15 protein-coding genes, 2 rRNA genes and 1 pseudogene (1 of these 18 cut by a window edge) are annotated in these 23,946 nt (G+C 62.9%); 10 read left to right on the top strand and 8 right to left on the bottom strand.

Going from position 1 to position 23,946, the window contains the following annotated elements:
• The 5 genes from ACZ5KU_RS27195 to ACZ5KU_RS27175 all read left to right on the top strand — a co-directional run.
• A 23S ribosomal RNA gene (locus tag ACZ5KU_RS27195) occupies positions 1 to 2,586 on the top strand (it extends 305 nt beyond the left edge of the window).
• Between the two features lie 149 nt (positions 2,587 to 2,735).
• Positions 2,736 to 2,851 (top strand): 5S ribosomal RNA (gene rrf / locus ACZ5KU_RS27190).
• 150 nt (positions 2,852 to 3,001) lie between these two features.
• Entirely contained in the window at positions 3,002 to 3,661 is a 660-nt protein-coding gene (locus ACZ5KU_RS27185) for a paraquat-inducible protein A (RefSeq protein WP_054063335.1), read from the top strand.
• Positions 3,648 to 4,271, top strand: coding sequence for a paraquat-inducible protein A (locus tag ACZ5KU_RS27180; protein WP_054059590.1), 624 nt, complete (start codon positions 3,648 to 3,650; stop codon positions 4,269 to 4,271). Before ACZ5KU_RS27185 ends, ACZ5KU_RS27180 begins: the two co-directional genes overlap by 14 nt.
• Positions 4,264 to 6,567, top strand: coding sequence for a PqiB family protein (locus ACZ5KU_RS27175; RefSeq protein ID WP_054059589.1), 2,304 nt, complete (start codon positions 4,264 to 4,266; stop codon positions 6,565 to 6,567). Before ACZ5KU_RS27180 ends, ACZ5KU_RS27175 begins: the two co-directional genes overlap by 8 nt.
• Before the next feature lie 70 nt (positions 6,568 to 6,637).
• On the opposite strand, the gene mksF is transcribed toward ACZ5KU_RS27175, so the two are convergent.
• From mksF to mksB, 3 genes are read right to left on the bottom strand one after another with little or no spacing between them, the layout of a single operon-like run.
• Positions 6,638 to 9,478, bottom strand: a complete 2,841-nt coding sequence (mksF, locus tag ACZ5KU_RS27170) for an Mks condensin complex protein MksF (RefSeq protein ID WP_054059588.1) — start codon at positions 9,476 to 9,478, stop codon at positions 6,638 to 6,640.
• Positions 9,475 to 10,188: an Mks condensin complex protein MksE gene (gene mksE, locus ACZ5KU_RS27165; RefSeq protein WP_464736504.1), complete on the bottom strand. Its 714-nt coding sequence runs from the start codon at positions 10,186 to 10,188 to the stop codon at positions 9,475 to 9,477. Before mksE ends, mksF begins: the two co-directional genes overlap by 4 nt.
• Positions 10,178 to 11,458, bottom strand: a complete 1,281-nt coding sequence (gene mksB / locus ACZ5KU_RS27160; protein ID WP_054059586.1) for an Mks condensin complex protein MksB — start codon at positions 11,456 to 11,458, stop codon at positions 10,178 to 10,180. Before mksB ends, mksE begins: the two co-directional genes overlap by 11 nt.
• Positions 11,459 to 11,626: 168 nt before the next feature.
• Here mksB and ACZ5KU_RS27155 point away from each other — a divergent pair, with 168 nt between their 5' ends.
• The 3 genes from ACZ5KU_RS27155 to can all read left to right on the top strand — a co-directional run bounded on the left by ACZ5KU_RS27155 (position 11,627) and on the right by can (position 13,602).
• Positions 11,627 to 12,418 (top strand): hypothetical protein, encoded by a 792-nt coding sequence (locus tag ACZ5KU_RS27155; protein WP_054059585.1) that lies wholly within the window; start codon positions 11,627 to 11,629, stop codon positions 12,416 to 12,418.
• On the top strand, positions 12,411 to 12,863 hold the full coding sequence (gene rimI, locus ACZ5KU_RS27150; protein ID WP_054059584.1) for a ribosomal protein S18-alanine N-acetyltransferase: 453 nt from the start codon (positions 12,411 to 12,413) through the stop codon (positions 12,861 to 12,863). Before ACZ5KU_RS27155 ends, rimI begins: the two co-directional genes overlap by 8 nt.
• A 94-nt stretch (positions 12,864 to 12,957) precedes the next feature.
• On the top strand, positions 12,958 to 13,602 hold the full coding sequence (gene can, locus ACZ5KU_RS27145; protein WP_054059583.1) for a carbonate dehydratase: 645 nt from the start codon (positions 12,958 to 12,960) through the stop codon (positions 13,600 to 13,602).
• A 78-nt stretch (positions 13,603 to 13,680) separates the two neighbouring features.
• On the opposite strand, the gene ACZ5KU_RS27140 is transcribed toward can, so the two are convergent.
• The 5 genes and pseudogenes from ACZ5KU_RS27140 to ACZ5KU_RS27120 form a co-directional block, all read right to left on the bottom strand.
• Entirely contained in the window at positions 13,681 to 14,856 is a 1,176-nt protein-coding gene (locus ACZ5KU_RS27140; protein WP_464736503.1) for a hypothetical protein, read from the bottom strand.
• A 116-nt stretch (positions 14,857 to 14,972) separates the two neighbouring features.
• On the bottom strand, positions 14,973 to 16,601 hold the full coding sequence (locus ACZ5KU_RS27135) for a J domain-containing protein (protein WP_464736502.1): 1,629 nt from the start codon (positions 16,599 to 16,601) through the stop codon (positions 14,973 to 14,975).
• A gap of 12 nt (positions 16,602 to 16,613) precedes the next feature.
• On the bottom strand, positions 16,614 to 18,311 hold the full coding sequence (locus ACZ5KU_RS27130; protein WP_273826337.1) for a molecular chaperone HscC: 1,698 nt from the start codon (positions 18,309 to 18,311) through the stop codon (positions 16,614 to 16,616).
• Positions 18,312 to 18,527: 216 nt separating this feature from the next.
• Complete coding sequence (gene acpA / locus ACZ5KU_RS27125; protein ID WP_464736501.1) at positions 18,528 to 20,228, bottom strand: acid phosphatase; 1,701 nt, start codon at positions 20,226 to 20,228, stop codon at positions 18,528 to 18,530.
• Positions 20,229 to 20,430: 202 nt separating this feature from the next.
• Positions 20,431 to 21,848 (bottom strand): annotated as a pseudogene (locus ACZ5KU_RS27120) (short-chain fatty acid transporter).
• A gap of 326 nt (positions 21,849 to 22,174) precedes the next feature.
• Here ACZ5KU_RS27120 and ACZ5KU_RS27115 point away from each other — a divergent pair.
• Complete coding sequence (locus tag ACZ5KU_RS27115; protein WP_054060190.1) at positions 22,175 to 23,488, top strand: MFS transporter; 1,314 nt, start codon at positions 22,175 to 22,177, stop codon at positions 23,486 to 23,488.
• A gap of 127 nt (positions 23,489 to 23,615) precedes the next feature.
• Positions 23,616 to 23,945, top strand: a complete 330-nt coding sequence (locus ACZ5KU_RS27110; protein WP_152973043.1) for a hypothetical protein — start codon at positions 23,616 to 23,618, stop codon at positions 23,943 to 23,945.
• Position 23,946: the final 1 nt, after the last annotated feature.

The raw sequence follows: 23,946 nt of genomic DNA, 5'->3' as shown, positions 1-23,946 counted from the left end.
GTGCGGCCATAGTGGGTGATAGCCCTGTACGCGAAAGTCTCTTGGCCATGAAATCGAGTAGGACGGGGCACGAGAAACCTTGTCTGAATATGGGGGGACCATCCTCCAAGGCTAAATACTACTGACTGACCGATAGTGAACTAGTACCGTGAGGGAAAGGCGAAAAGAACCCCGGAGAGGGGAGTGAAATAGATCCTGAAACCGTATGCGTACAAGCAGTGGGAGCAGACTTTGTTCTGTGACTGCGTACCTTTTGTATAATGGGTCAGCGACTTATATTCAGTGGCGAGCTTAACCGAATAGGGGAGGCGTAGCGAAAGCGAGTCTTAATAGGGCGTTTAGTCGCTGGGTATAGACCCGAAACCGGGCGATCTATCCATGGGCAGGTTGAAGGTTAGGTAACACTGACTGGAGGACCGAACCGACTACCGTTGAAAAGTTAGCGGATGACCTGTGGATCGGAGTGAAAGGCTAATCAAGCTCGGAGATAGCTGGTTCTCCTCGAAAGCTATTTAGGTAGCGCCTCACGTATCACTCCAGGGGGTAGAGCACTGTTTCGGCTAGGGGGTCATCCCGACTTACCAAACCGATGCAAACTCCGAATACCTGGAAGTGCCGAGCGTGGGAGACACACGGCGGGTGCTAACGTCCGTCGTGAAAAGGGAAACAACCCAGACCGTCAGCTAAGGTCCCAAAGTCATGGTTAAGTGGGAAACGATGTGGGAAGGCTTAGACAGCTAGGAGGTTGGCTTAGAAGCAGCCATCCTTTAAAGAAAGCGTAATAGCTCACTAGTCGAGTCGGCCTGCGCGGAAGATGTAACGGGGCTCAAACCATGCACCGAAGCTACGGGTGTCACGCAAGTGACGCGGTAGAGGAGCGTTCTGTAAGCCTGTGAAGGTGAGTTGAGAAGCTTGCTGGAGGTATCAGAAGTGCGAATGCTGACATGAGTAACGACAATGGGTGTGAAAAACACCCACGCCGAAAGACCAAGGTTTCCTGCGCAACGTTAATCGACGCAGGGTTAGTCGGTCCCTAAGGCGAGGCTGAAAAGCGTAGTCGATGGAAAACAGGTTAATATTCCTGTACTTCTGGTTATTGCGATGGAGGGACGGAGAAGGCTAGGCCAGCTTGGCGTTGGTTGTCCAAGTTTAAGGTGGTAGGCTGAGATCTTAGGTAAATCCGGGATCTTAAGGCCGAGAGCTGATGACGAGTGTCCTTTAGGACGCGAAGTGGTTGATGCCATGCTTCCAAGAAAAGCTTCTAAGCTTCAGATAACCAGGAACCGTACCCCAAACCGACACAGGTGGTTAGGTAGAGAATACCAAGGCGCTTGAGAGAACTCGGGTGAAGGAACTAGGCAAAATGGCACCGTAACTTCGGGAGAAGGTGCGCCGGTGAGGGTGAAGGACTTGCTCCGTAAGCCCATGCCGGTCGAAGATACCAGGCCGCTGCGACTGTTTATTAAAAACACAGCACTCTGCAAACACGAAAGTGGACGTATAGGGTGTGACGCCTGCCCGGTGCCGGAAGGTTAATTGATGGGGTTAGCGAAAGCGAAGCTCTTGATCGAAGCCCCGGTAAACGGCGGCCGTAACTATAACGGTCCTAAGGTAGCGAAATTCCTTGTCGGGTAAGTTCCGACCTGCACGAATGGCGTAACGATGGCGGCGCTGTCTCCACCCGAGACTCAGTGAAATTGAAATCGCTGTGAAGATGCAGTGTATCCGCGGCTAGACGGAAAGACCCCGTGAACCTTTACTATAGCTTTGCACTGGACTTTGAATTTGCTTGTGTAGGATAGGTGGGAGGCTTTGAAGCGTGAACGCCAGTTTGCGTGGAGCCATTCTTGAAATACCACCCTGGCAACTTTGAGGTTCTAACTCAGGTCCGTTATCCGGATCGAGGACAGTGTATGGTGGGTAGTTTGACTGGGGCGGTCTCCTCCTAAAGAGTAACGGAGGAGTACGAAGGTGCGCTCAGACCGGTCGGAAATCGGTCGCAGAGTATAAAGGCAAAAGCGCGCTTGACTGCGAGACAGACACGTCGAGCAGGTACGAAAGTAGGTCTTAGTGATCCGGTGGTTCTGTATGGAAGGGCCATCGCTCAACGGATAAAAGGTACTCCGGGGATAACAGGCTGATACCGCCCAAGAGTTCATATCGACGGCGGTGTTTGGCACCTCGATGTCGGCTCATCACATCCTGGGGCTGAAGCCGGTCCCAAGGGTATGGCTGTTCGCCATTTAAAGTGGTACGCGAGCTGGGTTTAGAACGTCGTGAGACAGTTCGGTCCCTATCTGCCGTGGACGTTTGAGATTTGAGAGGGGCTGCTCCTAGTACGAGAGGACCGGAGTGGACGAACCTCTGGTGTTCCGGTTGTCACGCCAGTGGCATTGCCGGGTAGCTATGTTCGGAAAAGATAACCGCTGAAAGCATCTAAGCGGGAAACTTGCCTCAAGATGAGATCTCACTGGAACCTTGAGTTCCCTGAAGGGCCGTCGAAGACTACGACGTTGATAGGTGGGGTGTGTAAGCGCTGTGAGGCGTTGAGCTAACCCATACTAATTGCCCGTGAGGCTTGACCATATAACACCCAAGCAATTTGCGTCGAATGAGCAGATTGCGGTATATGAAGACGAAGTGAACCGAAAGTTTGCCACGCACAAAACACCAAAGACTGTCACATACCCGATTCGCTGGAGCGTTGTCCAAGCAACGAGCCGGCTACCGAATTTCTTGACGACCATAGAGCATTGGAACCACCTGATCCCATCCCGAACTCAGAAGTGAAACGATGCATCGCCGATGGTAGTGTGGGGTTTCCCCATGTGAGAGTAGGTCATCGTCAAGATTAAATTCCAAAACCCCTATCTGCGCAGGCAGGTAGGGGTTTTGTCTTTTCTGGGCTCCGACGCGGCGCACCCCGACAAATTTGCACAGTTATTTTCGAGCCAGCCCACTAGAATAGGCTCAATTTCCTACAGAGTCAGAGCCTCTATCTATGCCGGATCCGGTTGACACCCCTCAGGTGTCGGAACTGCCCCTGGACGAGCTGGTGGCTTGCCACGAGTGCGATCTGCTGATGCGCAAGCCCCAGCTCGGCCTGGGTGAAAAGGCCCAGTGCCCACGCTGTGGGTACGAACTCTATGCCCACCGCCACAATGTCGTCGAACGCAGCCTGGCGCTGGTGATCGCGGCCCTGCTGCTGTACGTCCCGGCGAACTTTTTGCCCATCATGCAACTCAATCTTCTGGGGCGTACTTCCGACGACACGGTGTGGAGCGGCGTCCTGGGCCTGCACCACACCGGCATGACCGGCATCGCCGTCGTGGTGTTTCTGTGCAGCATGGGCATTCCCCTGCTCAAGCTGCTGTGCCAGCTGGCGGTGCTGCTGAGCATCCGCTGGGATATCGGCCGCAGCTATGGCCTGCTGCTCTATCGCATTTACCATCACCTGCGTGATTGGGGCATGCTCGAGGTCTACCTGATGGGCGTGCTGGTCGCCATCGTCAAGTTGGCGGACCTCGCGGAGTTGAGCCTGGGTCTTGGCCTGGCCTGTTTTGTCGGTCTGTTGTTGCTGCAGATCCTGCTGGAGGTGGTGATGTCTCCCCATCAGATCTGGCAGGCGTTGTCGGGAGAGGATGAACATGCGGGCGATTGATGCAGGTATCCTGATCTGCACGGAATGCCATGAGCTGAACCGGCACGAGCCGGATACCGACGGGCAGCTTTGCACCCGCTGCGGTGCCCAGGTGCATCCGCGCCGTCCCAACAGCCTGATGCGCACCTGGGCCCTGCTGCTGACCTCGGCGATTCTCTATATCCCGGCCAACATGCTGCCGATCATGACCGTCAGCTCCCTGGGCAAGGGCGACCCGGACACCATCATGTCCGGCGTCATCACCCTGGTGCAACATGGCATGTTTCCGATTGCCGCCGTGGTTTTTGTCGCCAGTATTCTGGTACCCACGTTCAAACTGGTGGGCATCGGCCTGCTACTGTTCTCGGTACAGCGTCACCAGCCGCTGTCGGCCCGGCAGCGAATCATCATGTACCGTTTCATCGAATTCATTGGCCGCTGGTCAATGTTGGATATTTTCGTGATCGCCATCCTGGTGGCGATCGTCAACTTCGGCAGAATCGCCAGCGTCGAGGCCAACCTCGGCGCGGTGGCCTTCGCCAGTGTGGTGATATTGACGATGCTTGCTGCAATAACCTTTGACCCCCGACTGATTTGGGACAACACGGAGTCGGACGACGACAATGAGTGATCTGCCAAAAGCCAAAACCCGCCCGGCATCGAACTGGTCGGCCATCTGGGTTCTGCCACTGATCGCCCTGATCATCGGCGGCTGGCTCGGCTGGCGGGCCTACAACCAGACCGGTATCGAGATCCAGGTACGTTTCGAGAGCGGCCAGGGCATCCAGGCCAACAAGACCGAAGTCGTCTACAAGGGCATGCCGATCGGCAAGGTTAAGGCCTTGACCCTGGACACCGAGGGCTCTACCAAGGGGGTGAACGTCACCATCGAGATGAACAAGGACGTCGAGTCGTCCCTGCGCACCAACACCCGCTTCTGGCTGGTCAAGCCGAATGTCTCCCTGGCCGGTATCACCGGCCTGGAAACCCTGGTCTCGGGCAACTACATTGCCGTCAGCCCGGGTGATGGCGAACCGGCGCGCAAGTTCAAGGCACTGTCCGAGGAGCCGCCGCTCTCGGACCTCAAGCCCGGCCTGCATATCACCATCAAGGCTGACCGGCTGGGTTCGCTCAATCGCGGCAGCCCGGTGTTCTACAAGCAGATCCAGGTCGGCCAGATCAAGAGCTATGCACTGTCGCCGGACCAGAACATGGTTGAGCTGAAGGTTTTCATCGAGCCGGCCTATGCCAGCCTGGTGCGCAAGCACACGCGTTTCTGGAACGCCAGCGGCATCAGTATCGACGCCAACCTGTCGGGGGTGAAGTTGCGCAGCGAGTCCCTGGCCAGCATCGTCGCCGGTGGCATCGCCTTCGCCACGCCGGAAAACCGCAAGGACAGCCCGCCCACCGACCCGAGCCTGCCGTTCCGCCTCTACGAGGACTTCGATGCGGCCCAGGCGGGGATCCGGGTGAAGGTGAAGCTCAGCGATTTCGAAGGCTTGCAGGCCGGCCGTACGCCGGTGATGTACAAGGGTATCCAGGTCGGCAGCCTGAAGACCCTGAAGATCGATCCCGACCTGACCAGCGCCAATGCCGAACTGACCCTCGACCCCCTCGCCGAGGATTACCTGGTGGAGGGCACGCAGTTCTGGGTGGTCAAGCCGTCGATTTCCCTGGCCGGGATCACCGGCCTGGAAGCGCTGGTCAAGGGTAACTACATTGCTGTGCGGCCTGGCGACAAGGGCGGCCGTCCCCAGCGCGAGTTCGAGGCACGGGCCAAGGCGCCACCGCTCGACCTGCGTTCACCCGGCCTGCACCTGGTGCTGTTCACCGACAACCTCGGTTCGCTGGAAGTCGGCAGCCCGATTCTCTACAAGCAGGTCAAGGTCGGTTCGGTGCAGAGCTACCAGTTCTCCCGCGACCGCAAGCAGGTGGTGATCGGCGTCCATATCGAGAAAGAGTACGAGGGCCTGGTCAACGCCTCGACCCGCTTCTGGAATGTCAGCGGCATCACCCTGACCGGCGGCCTCACCGGCGGCATCCAGGTCAAGAGCGAGTCGTTGCAGACCCTGATCGCCGGCGGGATCGCCTTCGAGACCCTGCGCGAGAAGGCTCCGCTGAAACGGCGTATTCCACGTTTCCGTCTGTTCCCCAACCACGAGGCGGCCGAGCAGCAGGGTACCCTGATCACCATCCGGGTCGACCGTGCCGACGGCTTGCGCCCTGGTACGCCGATCCGTTTCAAGGGGCTGGATGTCGGCAAGATCGAAAGCGTCGACCTCAGCGATGACCTGCAGTCGGTACTGCTGTCGGCACGCATTACCGAGGTGCCGGAGAAGATCGCCCGGGTCGGCAGCCAGTTCTGGGTGGTCAAGCCGGAGCTGGGCCTGATCAAGACCGCCAACCTGGAAACCCTGGTCACCGGCCAGTACATCGAGGTGCAGCCGGCGACGAAGAAGCAGGGCGCACAGACGAGCTTCGTTGCGCTCAAGCAACCACCGGAGGCACAGGTGGCCGAGGCCGGCCTGAGCCTGACCCTGAGTGCCCCGCGCCGTGGTTCGCTGAAGGAGGGTGTTCCGGTGACCTATCGCGAGGTGGCGGTGGGCAAGGTCACCGGCTACGAACTGGGCGCGACTGGCGACCGGGTACTGATCCATATCCTGATCGAGCCGCGTTATGCGCCGCTGGTGCGCACTGGCAGCCGCTTCTGGAACAGCAGCGGGTTCGGTTTCGATGTCAGCCTGTTCAAGGGCGCGACGGTGCGTACCGAGTCGCTGGAGACCCTGATCCAGGGCGGTATCGCCTTCGCCACGCCGGATGGCGAACGGATGGGCGCGGCGGCACGGCCGCAGCAGACCTTCGCGTTGTTCGACAAGTCAGAGGATGAATGGCTGACCTGGGCGCCGAAGATCCCGCTGGGCAAGTAGCCACGAATCCGGGACAAACAAAAACGCCGCGATCCAATGATCGCGGCGTTCTTGTTTACAGCCCGTGGAATCAGGCCTCGTCCAGCTCCGGCTCCGCAGCCTCGCTGTTGAGCGTGGCCCGAACCTGGTCCAGGCGACGAATGTACTTCCAGTCCGCTTCGTCGATATAGATTCCGTTCGGGCCGCTGCCGCCTTCCAGGTCGATGGCCACATGGGCCGAGACCTGCGGCTTCACGCTCGCCAGGATCGGCACGAAGCCCAGTTGCAGGCTGGTCTCCAGCAGCGCCGCCTGGTTGCGCTCGTCGATGTCCGCCGCCTCGTCGAGGTAGTACGGCAGGCGCACGCGACCGGCCAGGTCACGGTCCATCAGGTGCAGCAACAGGTACATGTTGGTCAGCGCCTTGATGGTCATGGTGGTGCCGTTGGACGCCGCGCCATCGATGTCGGTGTGGATCACCGGCTGGCCATGGACCTTGGTGATTTCGAACGCCAGTTCGAACAGGTCCTTCAGGCCCAGCTGGTTGTGGTTGGCCGCCACCAGCCGCGCCAGGTATTCCTTGGCCTCTTCGTTCTTGTTGTCCTGCTCGGCGCTCTGGGTCAGGTCGAACACCGACAGCGTCTCGCCTTCCTCGTACTGGCCGGCGCTGTGGATGATCTGGTCGATGTGCTTGAGCGCTTCCTTGTTCGGCGCCAGAACGATGCGGAAGCTCTGCAGGTTGGACACCTGGCGCTTGTTGATCTCGCGGTTGAACAGCGCCAGTTGGTGCTCGAGGCTGTCGTAGTCGCTGCGGATGTTGCGCAGGGTCCGGGCGATGTCGGTGACCGCGGCGCGACGGGCCTTGCCCAGGGTCAGGGCTTCGTCGGTGCGATGGTCATAGGCGTTGATCAGCAGTTGCAGGCGGCGCTCGACGTCGTCTTCGCTGTCGAACTTGGCCACGCCCTTGAGGCGGACCTGGGCATACAGCGCCTCGATCTGCCCATCGACCCGCTGCAGGCCCTGCCAGCTGTCCTGGTAGTCGTTGAGCAACGGCAGCAGGTTGTCCATGGAGTCATCGACCGGCTCCATGAACGGCGTACCGAACGGCAGGTCCGCCGGCAGCAACTGCCGACGACGCAGGGCATCGTCGAGGGTGCGTTGCTTGGCTTCCATGTCGCCGATCTGCCGGCCGACCAGTTGCAGCTTGGCCGACAGTTGCTGGACGCGTTCGGTGAAGGCATCGCTGGAACGCTTGAGTTCGTCCTGGGCGGCTTCCATCTGCGCCAGTTGTTCCAGCTTCTCGGGCTCTTCGGCGGACAATGTCTCGGCCCGGCGGAAGTCTTCCAGCGCCTTCTGCGCATCCAGCACCTGCTGGTACAGCGCTTCGGTCTGCGACTTGCTCGTTGCCCGGTCGGCGGCCACGGCCTGCTGGGTCTTGAGCTGCTTGAGTTCCTTTTCCAGGCGCTCCTTCTGGTCACGCAGGGCCGCGCGGTCGGCCAGGGCCTGCAAGGCCGGCGGTTCGATGTGCGACAGGTCGATGGCAAGGCCGGGAGCGACGAAGCGTTCACCCTTGAAGCCGTCGAGGATCAGTTCCAGCGACTTGACCCACTCGCCCTCGTCATCCAGGGCGATGCCATGTTCACCCAGCGGCAGGCTGAACAGCGAACTGTTGAACAGGCGCATCAGGCGCTCGACGTCCTGCTGCGAGAACTCTTCGCGCAGGCGGGCATAGCTGTTGTTGTCGGCGTGATCGAGTTGCTGCTTGACCGACTTGAGGCGTTTTTCCAGATCGCGCAGGCGCTCTTCCAGGTCCTCGGCACTGAACTGCCGGGACTGGGCCAGGGCGCCGGCGAGTTCGTCGTGGGCATCCTTGGCGGCCAGCAGTTGCTGTTCCAGCACCTTGACGTCGTCGACCAGGGCGAAGCGATGCTTGAGCACCGACAACTCGCCGAGCCAGCGCTGGATACCGCTGATCTCCCGCTCCAGGCGCATCAGTTCCTGGGTGCTGCCGCGCTGGTCGTTCTGCAGGGCGTCCTGTTCCCGGCGGTAGTGCTCGGACTGGATCACCAGTTCTTCCTTGCGCGCTGTGGCGTAGTCCGACCAGGTGCCCAGCAGCGAGTCCAGCAGCGGCGAGATGCGGTGCAGCTTGCCGCGCAGCACGTCGCGCTGGCGTACCCCGGCGGCCAGCGCCTCCACCAGCGGACCGGCGGCGACCAGCGAGTTGTAGTCCTGCTCCATGCGCCGTACATCGCGGAACGCTTCCTCGCAGGCGGCGATATAGTCGACGCTGCCGGAGCGCAGGCTGTGCTCGAAGGCATCGAGGAACAGCTGCTTGAGCTTGGCCGCGGTGATCTCGCGCATGTGCAGCAGGTTGATGAACAGCGCGCGGAAGGTCTTCAGGCTCTGCTCGCTGGTGGAGCGCAGCGGGATCAGGGTCAGGTCCAGCGGGATCGAGGTGTGCCCGCCGACCAGCAGCCGCCGCAGCTCATCGGGCTTGAGCTCATAGGCCTTCAGGCCGTTGCGCTCGAGGTTGTTGAACAGCTCCTTCTGGCGCAGGCAGGTGTCGTCCTTCTGGTAGTGCGCCAGGTCCAGTTGTCCGGCATAGGCGAAGAACTGGTGGCCGAAACCGCCGCCCGGGCCGCGCCCGACCACGCCGATCACATGCGGGCCGTGGGGCAGCGAAACTTCCACGAGGATGTAGCTGGTGTCGCTGGCGAAGTAGAAGCGGCGCGACTGCTCCAGGCTGTACTTGCCGAAACTCATGTCCGACATGCGCGCCAGGATCGGGAACTGCAGGGCGTTGATCGACGCCGACTTGCCGAGGTTGTTCGCCCCGTACACCGACAGCGGGTTTTCCAGCGGGAACAGCCCGAGGCTGTAGCCGGCGGTGTTCAACAGGGCGAAGCGGCGAATGCCGTAGCGTTCCTGGCTCATGCATCCATCTCCTGCTGCTCGTCGGCGATGGCCCGGGCCAGCGCGTCTTCTTCACTTTCTTCCCGGGTTTCGTCGAATTCGCTGAGGTCCAGCGGGTCGTCGGTCTCCAGGAGTTTTTCGTCGCTGTCCTCGTCGACGATCACCGGCGTCGGCAACGGCAGCACGCTGTGCAGGCTGGCCGCCATGTCGCGGTCCTGCTGGACCGACAGGCAGACATCGAGGAAGCGGTGCATCGGCGGCAGGAAGCGGAACAGGCCGGGCTCTTCCAGGGCGAAGCCGAGCTGGCTCATGCGGCGCAGGATCTTCTCTTCCAGCTCTTCCTGGCTGGTGACTTCGGCCTGGACGAACAGGTCGCGGTACTTCTCCAGCAGCGAGGGCAGTTCGTCACGGCCGAGACTGCCGCCGTCGAGCACGGCGATCGGGTCGCGGCCCTGGTCGGCCAGGTGCTCGACCAGGATGAAGGTGAACAGCGCCAGGCGCTGGGCGGTCTTGTTCACCTGCGCCGTGGCATTGTCCGGGACGAAGTAGTAGAAGCCGCGGGTATCGCAGACCAGTTCGAAGCCGAGCGCCTTGAACAGCGTGCGGTACTGGTCCTGGCAGTTCGACAGTTGGGCGTACAGCTCCGGATCGCGGCGGCTGATGTGATAACCCTTGAACAGCTCGCGAAAGATCGGCGCCAGCTGGGACAGTTCGGAAAGATCAAGATGCATGAGGTGTGCTCGCGGAATTCTCGGCGCTGTCTTCGACACGCGAGAGCAGGGCGAAGGAGCGTAGGCTGACCAGGTGCTCCTGTGTGTAGTAGTCGCGGCGTTCGAGACGCTCGCGCTGGAAACGTTTCTCCCGCGACAGGCGCGAGAACCAGTAGAGCAATTCGTCGGTGGCGCCGTCCGGCTCCTGTTCCAGCAGCCAGCTCATCAGGTCCGGCATCGGCAGGGCGTCGGTGCAGCGTTCGAGCATTTCCTTGACCGTGCGCGGGGCTCGTGGCGAATCGCCGCCGCGGGTTGCCTTGTGCGCCTTGGGGAAGCGCGACGGCTTGGCCTCGAAGCGGGCCAGCGCATAGACATAGGCTTCGACCTGGCCGGAACTGCCGAGGAAGGTGCTCTGCGGTCGGGTGAACATCGGCATCGCCGCCTGCGGCACGGCGTCGAGGCCCTTGCGACGGATCACCGACAGTGCCAGCGCCGCGCCACGGGTCACGGCGTTGTGCCGGCGGGCTTCTTCACGCAGTGGCAGCAGCAGTTCGCGGGCATGACGCAGGGTCAGCTGGGCGCTGGTCTGCATTTCCAGGATGCGCGCGTGGGTGCGCAGCAGCATGTCGTCATCGACCAGGTGACCCAGGCGCTGCTGCTCGCCGAGCATGCGCAGCAGGACGTTCTCGACCTTGCGCACGCCCTGTTCGAAGGCACCGTCGGCGTTCACCAGCTGGATCATCGGCTCGACGTACTCGTCCCAGGTCGCCAGGACCTCGGCATAGCGCTGGCGCAGCGGAATCTGCCGGTCGCTGGTCTTGGCCCGTTCGGCGACGGCGACCAGGGCCTGTTCGTCGTTGGCGAGCTTTTTCAGCACGTCGCGCACGCGCATGTCGAGCAGGCGCAACTGGCGCGCCAGGTCGTTGCCATCGCGGATCTCGAAGGCATCCTGGATGTAGCCGGCCAGGCGTTCGAGGTGACGCAGGTAGGCTTCGATCTCCAGGCACAGGCCCAGGCGATGCTCGCGGCGCAGGTAGGCCAGGAAATCATGGATCTGCGCGTTCAGCTCGAAGCGGTTCGGGCTTTTCGCCACCGGCACCAGGATGTCGAGGCGGATCCACACGTCCAGCAGGCTGGTGATGTCCTGGGGCGTGCTTTCCAGTTGCTGGGCGGCCAACTGCTGACGCAGCTCGCCAAGGCTCATGGTGCCTTGGTCGAAGTGTTCGCACAGAGGCTCCAGGAGTGCCCAGTGTTCGGCGAGGGCGCGCAGGACGCGCTTGGGTTCGATCATGGGAATGGCCGACTGATTGGCAAATTAAAAGGGGAGATTGTACTGCATGAAACGGCTTGTTGACCCGCGGGTGATCAGAGGTACGCGGTTATTGCGATCAACTGCGGGCGATCTTGGCCGAAGGGCGGTAGAATCAGCGCCCTGAACTTATCCACAGATGGCCGCCCCTTGTTGATCGAGTCCCGCCGCCGCGCCTATCTGACCGCCATGCAGGTGGTCCACTGGCTGCCCCGCACCGAACTGCCGTTCGCCGCGCCGTCGCGCCCGGAACTGTTTGTCGAGCCCGAACCGCTGGTCGAGATACCGGCCGAAATCACCGCGCCGGCCCCTGAAGTGCGCAAGGTCGCGGAACCGTCGGCCAGGCCCGCCGAGCGGCCGAAAATCGAAGTGCCGCGGCCGTCCGCGAGTGCCCGTGCCGAAAGCAAGCCAAAGGTCGAGGCAGAGGAAACTCCCGCACCGGTCAAGGCGCCCGTGGTGCCGCCGCCGCGTTTCTCCCTGCAATTGCTGCGGGCCGGGCGTTGCCTGCTGCTGGTCGAGCTGGTGACCGGCCAGCCGTTCCAGAGCCGCGATCCGTCCTACCTGCTGCTCAAGGACATGTTGCGTGCCGCCGGCCTGCCGGATGCGCCGCAGATCATCGGCGAGCCGGTACGTTGGCCGCTGCTGGCCCGCGGCAACCTGGACCAGGGCCCGGACGCGGCCCGCGAGTTCGTCCAGGGCTTTGTCCAGGCACGGCTGGAAGAGGCCGAGTGCGCCTGTCTGTGGCTGATCGGTCTGCCGGCGGTGCGTTTCGCCGGTGAGGTCGATGCCCAATCCTACAACCGCGAGCTGCAGGTCGAAGGCCTGGGCTCGGCCTGGGCGCTGCCTGGCCTGGAATTACTGATGGACGAGCCGCAGCGCAAGGCGGATGTCTGGCAAGCCATGCGTCGGCTGATGGCGCGTTGGAAACACAACGATGAGTGATGCGGTAAGTTTTCGCCTGGCCACCGAGGCGGACCTGGATGCAATCCTGAAGATCGAATACGCGGCGTTCAGCCATCCCTGGACCCGCGGCATCTTCACCGATGCCCTGAAGTCCTACCAGGTGTGGCTGATGTTCGAGGGCAACCAGCAGGTGGGGCATGGGGTGATCCAGGTGATCATCGATGAGGCGCACCTGTTGAACATCACCGTCAAGCCGGAAAACCAGGGCCGTGGCCTTGGCCTGCGGCTGCTCGAAGAGCTGATGAAACGGGCCTACGACCTCGGCGCCCGCGAGTGTTTCCTGGAGGTTCGCGACAGCAACCAGACCGCGTACCGGCTGTACGAGCGCTATGGCTTCAACGAGGTCGGCCGTCGTCGTGACTACTACCCGGCGGTCGGTGGGCGCGAGGATGCGCTGGTGATGGCCGCGACGCTGGTCGACTGATCCGGCCCGATTCGAGAGTGCTGCAAACGACGGCGTGACCCCGAGCGCGGGTCGGTTGTCAGAGAACAGTGCATCAATCTCGAGGCTTTACAGCATGAACGAACTACAAGACCTGATTGATAACAACGAGCGCTGGGCCGCTGCGATCAAGGAAGAGGACCCGGAGTTCTTCGCCAAGCTGGCACGCCAACAGACGCCGGAGTTCCTCTGGATCGGCTGTTCCGACGCCCGTGTACCGGCCAACGAGATCGTCGGCATGTTGCCGGGTGATCTGTTCGTCCACCGCAACGTGGCCAACGTGGTGTTGCACACCGACCTCAACTGCCTGTCGGTGATCCAGTACGCGGTGGACGTGCTCAAGGTCAAGCATATCCTGGTCACCGGCCACTACGGTTGCGGCGGCGTGCGTGCGTCGATGCAGGACCGCCAGTTCGGCCTGATCGATGGCTGGCTGCGCTCCATTCGCGATCTCTACTACGAGAACCGCGAAGCGCTGGCGAAGCTGCCGACCGAGGAAGAACAGGTCGACCGCCTGTGCGAGTTGAACGTGATCCAGCAGGTGGCCAACGTCGCCCACACCAGCATCGTCCAGAACGCCTGGCATCGCGGGCAGAGCCTGTCGGTGCATGGCTGCATCTACGGGATCAAGGATGGTCGCTGGAAGAGCCTGGACACCACCATCAGCGGCTTCGAGCAACTGCCACCGCAGTATCGCCTGCGGCCGGTCGGCGCGCCCTGAGTCAAGGCTGCCGGGTTCCGGTAGGAGAGAAAGACGGGGGGAGCCGGCAAGCTGGCTCCCCCCGTCTGCTTTTCAGGATCAGATATGGGGGGCTTCGGTGGTCGGTTTCGGCGCCGGCTCACGCAGTTGCTTGAGCTGGGTCTTGACTGAAGTCGTGGTGCATTTCTTCTGCGCATCGGCCTTGCTCAGGTTGCGCACCGAGACATAGAACAGCTCACAGGTCTGTTCCTTGTTGGTCACCTGCCAGTTCTGCGTGCAACGGGTGAGCAGGGTCTTCGGATCGCTACCCGGCTTCTGCCCCATGCCCGCCTGCCAGCAGGCCGCGCTCAGGTCCTGGCCCATCACTTTCAGGCCGGCCGCATCGGCCTTGGCCTGGTCGCCGTTGTAGTTCGACGGATCGGCCGCATACCAGATATAGCTCGGATGGTTGGAGCCCAGTACCGGTACCGTCACCCCGGTCGTCGGGCTGATCTCGGCCAGGCCGAGCACCGCCACCGTGGCGCCATACTGCTGCTTGATCCAGTTACGCACCGGCGCACCGAACGCCACCATCGGCAGGGCCGTGCCCTTGGCGGTCACGCTGACTTGCTTGACCATGGTGGTCTGGTAATCGGTGAAGTAGCCGTACACGCCTTCCAGGGTGCTGCCGGCGCTGGCGGGTGCGGCGATCGGGGCGATGTCGATGATGGTCTGGTAACCCGGCGTCTGCTCCTTGGGAATGCCGTTGTCAGTCAGCAGTTCGGCCCAGCGGTCGGTGGTCTTCGACTCCAGATAGTCCTGGGCCTGGGTCAGCGAGTAATCCGGCGGGAAGTGCAGCAGTTCGACGCTCTTGCGGTTGTCCAGGGCCATGCCCAGCGGCAGGAACAGGTACCAGCTGTACTCCCACTTGCCGTCGGTATTGAGTTTCGACGCCCCCTTGTAGGCCAGGTCGCCAGCGTCCAGCAGGGCCGCCAGCGGCTTTTCGTAGCCATCCGGAACACCGCTGAAGTGGGCGTAGAGCTGGCCGTTGTCGGTTTTCACCGTCACCTTGGCACTGCTGTAGCCGTCGCGTTGCACGCTCTGGTTCAGGTAGTGCTCGGCGGTCTGTTCCAGTGTCCAGTTGCGGTAGCAGATCACGTTGCAGTTGTTGGGGTAGGCGAACAGTTGGGTGACCCGTTCGGTGCTGCCCAGTTTCAGGTCGGCGTCGGCGTGGGCAGTGGCCATGCCCAGGGTCATGGCGGCGAGGGTGAACGTCAGTCCTGCGAGTTTCGACATGCTCATATCCTTTTCAGCGTAGGGCCCCCGTGTGGGGGAAGTACATAAAGGTACAGCCGGAACAGCGTGGAGCGGTTTTTCAGAAATCTTTTCTGATAATTTGCGGTGGCCAGGGACTAGTGCGACTTGGAGCTGGTCAACGGAAAACCGGGAAAGAAGTGCACGCAAAGGCTGCTGACGACCAGCATCAGTGCGGCGAAACACCACTGCCGCGTGCTCCACTGGGTCCAGTAGCAGACTGTCTGCCAGGGGCTGCGCCAGAAGGAGCCCGCCGGTTCGATGGGCTTGCGCTGGCTGTCGGTCAGGCCGACCAGGCCAATGCCCAGCACCGAGACCATTCCCAGCAGCCCCAGGGCCGCCCAGAACACGCCGGTGATGATCAGTTGCAGCACACCGTGGCGGATCAGCAGGACACGACCGTTGGCAGAAAGACGCTTGGGCAGCAGGTGTTCAGTCAGCCAGACATCGAGGGGGGAGAGGTTCCAGGCCAGCACCACCCACCAACTGGCCACGGTCCGCCCCAGCAGCGCCAGTGCGCCGGCGATGATCAGCGAGCCGAACACGGCCCCCTCCATGGTTTGGCCCTTGCCCAGATGCCCGGCCATGCCCGGAACCAGTGCCAGCAGGTAGGCCAGCGTCAGCAGCAGCCCGAACAGAATCCAGCCATGGTCCGGCACGTTGCGGGGCAGGTACTTGTGCCAGAAGAATACATCCGGTTCGGGCAGGCGCTCGATCAATCGCGGGTGGCGGTGGGTCAGTTGTTCGCTCAGTTGCTGGCAGGCCTGCCAGTCGGCACCGGAGAACTTGCGGATCTTGCGGAATTTCTGCCAGCGACTGCCTGAACCGAGCAGCAGGTGCGCCGCCATGTGTTCCGACGACGGTGAAGGTTGCACCTGGGCGCGGGCCAGCAGGTTCTGATAGAAGCCTTCTTCATGGCAGCGGCCCAGCAGCGCCTGCCACAGCCACTCGGGCTCCGGTGTCACACCGGTACGCTCGTCCCAGCCGAACAACTGGCAGACCCGCTCGAACAGCGGCAGGCTCCACTGGTTTTCGTGAAGCATCTGCAGCAGCAGGTGTTGCCATTGCAGGCGACGGTCGAAGATTCTCAGCCAGGGCTGCCCGCTGTAGTGCTGCAACTGGTTGATGAACTCGCGTTCCTGGCCGGCCTCCAGCTGTGCCTGGAGTTCCTGCCGGTACCCTTGCAGCAGGTCGGCGGACAAGGTCTGCTCCTGCTCCGGCGCCATCCGTACGGTCTGCCAGGGCGTCAGCCATTCCCGTTGCTGCACGGCCCAACCGAGAATGGCGCCGCGCAGGCCCGGCTGCTCGAAGCACAGGCGCAGCAACGCCTGCTCGAAGGCGCTGGCACAGTCCTGCTGGACAGCCTGTTCCCAGCGTTCGGGCAGATGCTCGGGGCTCAGGCCGGACATCAGCGCTCGGGCCCGGTCCTCGGCCTGCTGCGCTGCGGATGGCCCGTTCGGCGGCTGCAGTGGCGGCAGCCTCGACCCGTCCGGCTGTTCGGGCGCCTCGACGACCACTGCGGGCTCGGGAGGACGTCTTTCGACCACGACCTCGTCGTCATCGCGCCAGCGGGCAATGTCCAGAGCCTCTTCATAGGCTTCGCGCAGGCGCTGGAAGGCCTCGGCATTCTCGTCCGGGCGGGTGACCTTCAGCAGTCGCGCATAGCTGCGCTTGATACTGCGCTCATCGGCGTCTTCGGTCAGTTGCAGGATCGACCAACAGTCCATGTCGCAACTCCCTTAGTGCCAGATGCCGTTGTCGAGCCTGTTCAGCTGTTCGGTCAGTTCACTGCGTGCCTCGCGAATCCGCCGTTCGTCCTGGCTGTCCAGCACCTGCTGGAACTGGCCGGCCAGGTAGCCGATGCGTTCGCGCAGCTCGCCCAGGCTTTCCTGGTAGAGACGCTCCAGGCGGGCGGTCAGCACGGTATTGACCTGCTGGTCGCGTGGGTGGATCTTGAGCTGGCTCAAGGCCTGCAGGCGTTGCCGGATTTCCTCTGGAGTGAGCACGCCAGGGTTGTTCTCGATCACCAGCGAGTGCTGTTCACCGGTCAGCGGCACGGTGACCTGGGCTTCGAGCAGGCCGTTGTTGTCATAGGTGAAGCGCACATCCAGCTCGACCTCGCCGGCCTTGCGCTTGGGCACCGGCATTTCCAGTTCGCCGAGGAAGACGTTGTCGCGCACCAGGCGGCTTTCGCCCTGGTAGATCTTCAGTTTCACCACTTCCTGGTTGTCGTGCAGGGTGTACACGTTCTTGACCCGGCTGACCGGGACAATGCTGTTGCGCTCGATGATCGGCAGGTAGTGCCCGCTTTCGATCTGCTGGCCGTACTGCTGGGAGGTCTCGATACCCAGGGTGTAGGAGCAGACATCGGTCAGCACCACTTCCTCGAGGGCCGCCGAGCGGGCCTTGAGCGCGGCCTGGACGGCCGCACCGTGGGCCACCACCTCATCGGGGTTGAGGCTGATGGACGGGAAGCGGCCGAACAGCCCGGCCGCGAGCTTGCGCACCAGCGGCATGCGGGTGGTGCCGCCGACCAGGAGGATCTCATCGAGATCGCTGACGCGAATCCGCGCATCGCGCAGGGCGCGTTCGATCGGGCCGCGCAGGCGTTCCAGCAGCGGCGCGTAGAGATCGGCCAACTGCTGCTGGGTGAAGGTCTGGCTCCACTGGCGGCCATCGACCCGCAGGGTGAATTCGGCGCTCGGTTCCTGGCCGAGGGCCTTGCGTACCCGCTCGGCCTCACGGCGCAGGGGCTGGATCACGCTGGCCTGGTCCGGGAAGTCCGGTGCGTTGCGCTGGCTGTCGACAAAGCATTCGAGCAGCGCGGCATCGAAATCCTCACCGCCGAGGAAGTTGTCGCCGGCGCTGGCGCGAACTTCCATCACGCCATCGAACAGCTCGAGGATCGACACGTCGAAAGTGCCGCCGCCGAGGTCGAAGACCAGGAACGAGGTTTCCTTGTCGCGCTGGTGCAGGCCGTAGGCGAGGGCCGCCGCAGTGGGCTCGTTAATCAGTTTGTCGACCTTGAGCCCGGCCAGTTCACCGGCGATTCGCGTGGCCTTGCGCTGGGCATCGCTGAAGTAGGCCGGGACGCTGATCACCGCTTCGTGCACGGTTTCGCCGTAGGCGCGTTCGACGTCTTCCTTGAGGCTCTTGAGCACCAGTGCGGAAAGCTCTTCTGGGCGGAACAGGCGATCGCCCAGGCGCACTTCCTGGGCACTGCCCATGTGGCGCTTGAACAGCGCGGTGGTGCTGCGCGGGTGGGTGTGCAGACGCTCCTTGGCGGCTTGGCCAACGAGGATCCGGCCTTCGTCGTCGAGTCCGACCACGCTCGGCGTGAGGAACTGGCCGAGTGCATTGGGCACCAACTCGCTGGCCTCACCGCGCCAGACGGCGACAAGGCTGTTGGTGGTTCCCAGGTCGATCCCTACGATCATTGCGCTGAACTCCCTTTGCGATCTGCAAAAAACTGAAACAGAAATAATCCGCTCAGGATATTACCTGAGGATGGAGGGGGTAAAGAGGGTGGTAGCACTTGGCCATTATTGGTTTGGGGAGGGGGAAGTCCTGGTAGGCTTTGAGGGTCCTGTTCGCGGATGAACCGGGGCGCCGGCGGTCCGGCGCTCCGGTTTATGCGCGAACGGGGCCCCGAATCAGGCGGTAAAGCGCAGGGCGTTGGTCAGGTCGCCCATCGGCTTCTGCCCGCGGGCGTTCATCGCCTCATCGCGCTCCCTGATGCCGTCGAGTTTCTCCAGCTGGAACACGCGAGTGATCAGGCGCAGGATCGACGCGGTGTCGTACACCGTGTGGTCCACCGTGCCCTTGCGCGCGAAGGGCGAGACCACCAACGCCGGAATCCGCGTGCCCGGGCCCCAGCGGTCGCCCTTGGGCGGTGCCACGTGGTCCCACCAGCCGCCGTTCTCGTCGACCGTGACCACCACCACCATGTTCTGCCACTGCGGGCTTTCGCGCAGTACCTTCAGGGCCCGCACGATATGCCGGTCGCCGGCGGCCACGTCGGCGTAGCCGGCGTGCATGTTGAGGTTGCCCTGGGGCTTGTAGAAGGTCACAGCCGGCAGTTTGCCGGCTGCGGCGTCGGCGAGGAACCTGTTGGTGGCGGTCTCGTCGCCCAGCCCGCCATCACGCAGGCGCTTGGCTCGTTCTGCAGGATTTTCCGGGCCCTGGCGGGTGAAGTAGTTGAACGGCTGGTGGTGATACTGGAAGTTCGGGATCTTCGGAATGCCGCCCGAGTCCTTGAACTGCTCCAGGGTCACCTGCCAGGCACCGGCATACCAGGCCCAGTCGATGTTCTTCTTCGACAGCTTGTCGCCGATGTGCTCGTGGGTCTGCGGCACCAGCACGGTCGGCAGGTCCGGCTTGGCGTAGTCCGGACGCTCGGGGTCGCGGATCCAGGTCGGCCAGTACGGCGGCGCCATGGTGTTCACCGCGTAGCCGTCGGGGGTCAGCGCGCTCGGGCCGAACTGCGGCGGGCCGCTCATGGCGCTGGCCGGGGACTTCTCCAGCGGCATCAGGCGCGGGTCGGTCGGATCATCGCTTTGCACCTTGGCGATCTGCGACTTGGCCACCGAGTTGGCGGCATCCGGGTAGAACGGCACCTTGGCGCTGATCAGGTACTGGTGGTTGAGGAACGAGCCGCCGAAGGCGCCCTGGAAGAAGTTGTCGCAGAGCACGAACTCCTTCGCCACGTCCCACAGACGCAGGGAGTAGCGGGTCTGGGCGTAGTAGCCCATGGTCAGGCCGCCAGAGTCGGCCCAGGCGACGAAACGGTCGTTCTTGCCGCCGTTGATCTGCATCTGGTTCTGGTAGAACACGTGCCACAGGTCGCGGGTGACCAGGCCCAGGGGCAGGTCTTCGCCGTTCGGGCCCTTGAGGGCGTAGGGGGCGTTGGGCAGGTTTTCCTGGAACTGGGTTTCCACCGGGTAAGTCACGCCGTCGAGGCTTTGCGGGCCGACCTGGAGCACGCCGCCCCAGGTCGGAGGCAGGGTCTGCAGCAGGCTGCCATCGCGGTCGTATTGCTGGTAGTCGGCCGGCTTGAGCGAGGACAGCGGTTTCTCCACGCCCGGGAAGTCGCCGAACAGGTTGTTGAAGCTGCGGTTCTCGGCGTAGATCACCACCACGGTCTTGACCTGTCCCTGCAACGCCTTGTCCAGCGCGGCACCGGACAGCTCCTTGACCTCGGGCTGCTTGCCCGGCTCGCCTGGCGAGCCACAGGCACTCAGGGTCGCGCCAGCCCCCAGCACGGCGACACCACCGAGAAAACGGCGGCGGCTGGTATTGGTCGGGGTGTCGGCATCGGCGGCCGGCGACTGCTCGGGGGCTTTCTCGTCACTCATCCTGGGTTCCTGCTGGCTGGGTTAGACGTAACAAAATATTTCGCATCGCACGCTAGCAACGCAATATGACAGAACGGCGACGACCGCTCTGCGTCGGGCCATGCAGTATGCCTGTTGGGGACGGGGAGGAAAGTGCTGGCGTTAGGCCGACGAACGCTGGCCTGGCTGGCGCGTGTCTTGGCCAGCCAGGCTGAATGCCCCGCTACGGCATCACCGGCCCGCTATAGGCCAGGGTCGTCCCCAGCGCCCACAGCAGCACCAGCACCAGCGGCGCATGCACCAGCAACTGCACGAAGGAGAAACCGATCAGGTCGCGCGCCTTCAGGCCCAGCACGCCGAGCAGCGGCAGCATGTAGAACGGGTTGATCAGGTTCGGCAGGGCCTCGGCTGCGTTGTAGATCTGTACCGCCCAGCCCAGGTGGTACTTGAGTTCGTTGGCGACCTGCATCACGTACGGCGCCTCGATGATCCACTTGCCGCCACCGGACGGAATGAAGAAGCCCAGCACCGCCGAGTACACGCCCATCAGCAGCGCATAGGTGTCATGGGAGGCGATCCGGGTGAAGAAGGTCGAGATGTGATGCGCCAGGGTCTGGGCATCGCTGCCCTTGACCGTGGTCATCAGCGCCGCGATCGAGCCGTACAGCGGGAACTGGATCAGCACCCCGGTGGTGGTCGGCACGGCCCGCGATACCGCGTCGAGGAAACTGCGCGGGCGCCAGTGCAGCAGGGCGCCCACCATCAGGAACAGGAAGTTGTAGGTGTTCAGCCCGGAGATGGCGCTGATCGCCGGCTTGCTCGAGAACTCGTGGAACAGCCAACCGGCGGCCAGCAGGGCCAACAGCAGGGTCAGCAGCGGGCTGTGTTCCAGCCATTCGCCAGGCCGGGTGCGCGGGCTCAGCGGTGGCAGGTTGAAGCTCGGGTCGACGCCGCAGGCCCTGGCATCGCGAGCCGTGTTGGGCCCGGGCGCGGTGGCGTAGGCCACCACCAGCGAGACCACGATCAGCGCCAGCAGCAGTGCCCCGGATTGCCAGAGGAAAATGGTCTGGGTGAAGGGAATGACCCCGGTGATCGACAGGATCGACGGCGGCAGGCTGGCCGGATTGGCCTGCAACTGTGCGGCGGACGACGACAGGCCCAGTGCCCACACCGCGCCAAGACCGAGGTAGGCGGCGGCCCCGGCGGCGCGGTAGTCCATGTGCAGGTCGGTACGTCGGGCCAGGGCCCGCACCAGCAGGCCGCCGAACACCAGCGACAGCCCCAGTTGAGCAGTGACGCGACCATCGAAATCAGCGCCACCCAGGCCACGGCCGAGCGGCCGTTGCCGGGAATGCGTGCCAGGCGGTCGATCAGCCTCACCGCGGGCGGTGAGCTGGCGACCACATAACCGCCAATGACCACGAAGGCCATCTGCATGGTGAAGGGAATCAGGCTCCAGAAGCCATCGCCGAACGCCATGGCGGCATCGGTCGGTTTGGCGCCCATGGCCAGGGTACCCAGGGCGACGACGATCACCGCCAGTGCGGCGAACACCCAGGAGTCGGGAAACCAGCGCTCGGCCCAGTTCGAGCAGCGCAGGGCAAAGCGGGCATAGCGGCTTTCATCAATGTCGGCAGCCATGGAAGTACCTCGGTTTTCTTATGATTGTAGGGAGGACAGCCGCCCCGATGGAGGCGACCGGAACCGCTCAAGAATGCGGTATTCACCGCTCGCTGCAAAGGGCTGGCGAATGAGTACGGACGGGTACTGATTGTCGAAAAATGGAACCGGCTACGCATATTTCTGCTAAAAAGTGACCCGATGACAGGTTTGAGGTTGTGGTCGCCGCCGAGTGCACTAACCTTTGCCCCTTGCCGGCCGAGTGCTGATTCGGCTCACTTGTCTGTTTCCGTTACAGGTTGGCCCGCCCCTGCGGCTGTCCCCGAATACGCTATTCCGAGTTCTTTATGACCGTTGATGCCTATCCACGAAACCGCCGTTTCTCCCGGTCCGACTACAAGACCCTGGGCCTCGCTGCATTGGGCGGTGCGCTGGAAATCTACGATTTCATCATCTTCGTGTTTTTCGCCCTGACCCTCAGCCAGTTGTTCTTCCCGCCGGAAATGCCCGAATGGCTGCGGCTGCTGCAGAGCTTCGGGATTTTCGTCACCGGTTACCTGGCGCGGCCGCTGGGCGGCATCCTGATGGCGCATTTCGCCGATCGGCTGGGGCGCAAGCGGGTGTTCAGCCTGAGCATCCTGATGATGGCCTTGCCCTGCCTGCTGATCGGGGTGATGCCGACCTACGCCCAGATCGGCTACTGGGCGCCGCTGCTGCTGTTGCTGCTGCGGGTGCTGCAGGGCGCGGCAGTGGGGGGCGAGGTGCCCAGTGCCTGGGTGTTCGTGGCCGAGCATGCACCGCCCGCGCATCGGGGGTATGCCCTGGGTGTGCTGCAGGCCGGGTTGACCTTCGGGTACCTGCTGGGCGCGCTGACGGCGACCTTGCTGGCGCGGGTCTACAGCCCGGCGGAGATTCTCGATTTCGCCTGGCGCTTGCCGTTCCTGCTCGGTGGGGTGTTCGGCGTAATCGGGGTCTGGCTGCGCCGCTGGCTCAGTGAAACCCCGGTGTTCATGGCCTTGCAGGCCCAGCGCGAAGCGGGCGGCGAGTTGCCGCTGCGCACGGTGCTGCGCGAGCACCGGCGCTCGATCGTGCCGGCGATGCTGCTGACCTGCGTGCTGACTTCAGCGGTGGTGGTGCTGGTGGTGATCACCCCGACCGTCATGCAGAAGACTTTCGGCATGAGTGCCAGTCATACCTTTGCCCTGAGCAGCCTGGGTATCGTGTTCCTGAATATCGGCTGTGTACTGGCCGGCCTGCTCGCCGACCGCATCGGCGCCTGGCGCGCCGTGTCGTTCTACAGTCTGTTGCTGCCGGTGGGTATCGGCCTGCTGTATGCCTGTCTGATCCAGGGGGGAGCCTGGATCAACCTGGCCTATGCCGTGGCCGGGCTGGCCTGTGGCGTGGTCGGCGCGGTGCCGTCGGTGATGGTCGGGCTGTTCCCCAGTCGCATCCGCGTGTCCGGTATCTCGTTCACCTACAATATTGCCTACGCTCTCTGGGCCAGTACCACGCCGCTGCTGCTGATCGGCCTGATGCCCTGGAGCCCGTGGGTCTGCGTGGGCTACTGCCTGGTCATGGGGGCGGTCGGGTTGCTCACGGCCTTGTATTTCGGCGGTCGGATCGCAATGAGTGTCGATTCGCGGCCTTGTATCGGGCACTGACCGGCAATGGAGGGGCATCCGCCGGAAAGCGGTTTTTCGAGGAGATAAAGGTTCTGACATCCTGAACAGGACAATGCACGGAGTGGCGGCGTCGGTTCAGGCATTTTCCCGCAAGAGGCATTTCGAAATGGATTTTCGTGTACTTCTGGCCGTGGGCATCACCTTCGGCATTTCCCTGGCAGCCCCGCTGGCGGGATCCGCCGACGGGCCGTGGCCCCGCAACGCGTCGTCCGGGGCCAGCGCCTCACCTGTCCCGGCCTGGCCGGCTTGTCCGCAAACGCCAGTGCCGCATGGCGTCGGTTACCCTGTCCGAACGGACTTCATCCAGCATTCCTCGTCCCTGACGAGAGCGGTGTTTCGTTCGGCTCTCCATCGGCGGCAGGCCGAAGGCGCGCGATTGAGCGGCCATCTCGATGAGCTGCCACTCAAGGAGCATTTGCCGGTGTGGGTGTTCTGAG

It is taken from the genome of Pseudomonas sp. Tof1, assembly GCF_055390395.1.
Note: the sequence above shows the minus strand (reverse complement) of the source record. Positions and strands in the feature narration are given on the sequence as shown.

Bases quoted from the DNA above. Each gene is read 5' to 3' on its own strand.
- ACZ5KU_RS27185 (WP_054063335.1), top strand. From the start codon at position 3,002: ATGCCGGATCCGGTTGACACCCCTCAGGTGTCGGAACTGCCCCTGGAC.
- can (WP_054059583.1), top strand. From the start codon at position 12,958: ATGAACGAACTACAAGACCTGATTGATAACAACGAGCGCTGGGCCGCT.
- rimI (WP_054059584.1), top strand. From the start codon at position 12,411: ATGAGTGATGCGGTAAGTTTTCGCCTGGCCACCGAGGCGGACCTGGAT.
- mksB (WP_054059586.1), bottom strand. From the start codon at position 11,458: ATGATCGAACCCAAGCGCGTCCTGCGCGCCCTCGCCGAACACTGGGCA.
- mksF (WP_054059588.1), bottom strand. From the start codon at position 9,478: ATGAGCCAGGAACGCTACGGCATTCGCCGCTTCGCCCTGTTGAACACC.
- ACZ5KU_RS27140 (WP_464736503.1), bottom strand. From the start codon at position 14,856: ATGTCGAAACTCGCAGGACTGACGTTCACCCTCGCCGCCATGACCCTG.
- ACZ5KU_RS27175 (WP_054059589.1), top strand. From the start codon at position 4,264: ATGAGTGATCTGCCAAAAGCCAAAACCCGCCCGGCATCGAACTGGTCG.
- ACZ5KU_RS27180 (WP_054059590.1), top strand. From the start codon at position 3,648: ATGCGGGCGATTGATGCAGGTATCCTGATCTGCACGGAATGCCATGAG.
- mksE (WP_464736504.1), bottom strand. From the start codon at position 10,188: ATGCATCTTGATCTTTCCGAACTGTCCCAGCTGGCGCCGATCTTTCGC.
- ACZ5KU_RS27135 (WP_464736502.1), bottom strand. From the start codon at position 16,601: ATGGACTGTTGGTCGATCCTGCAACTGACCGAAGACGCCGATGAGCGC.
- acpA (WP_464736501.1), bottom strand. From the start codon at position 20,228: ATGAGTGACGAGAAAGCCCCCGAGCAGTCGCCGGCCGCCGATGCCGAC.
- ACZ5KU_RS27110 (WP_152973043.1), top strand. From the start codon at position 23,616: ATGGATTTTCGTGTACTTCTGGCCGTGGGCATCACCTTCGGCATTTCC.
- ACZ5KU_RS27130 (WP_273826337.1), bottom strand. From the start codon at position 18,311: ATGATCGTAGGGATCGACCTGGGAACCACCAACAGCCTTGTCGCCGTC.
- ACZ5KU_RS27115 (WP_054060190.1), top strand. From the start codon at position 22,175: ATGACCGTTGATGCCTATCCACGAAACCGCCGTTTCTCCCGGTCCGAC.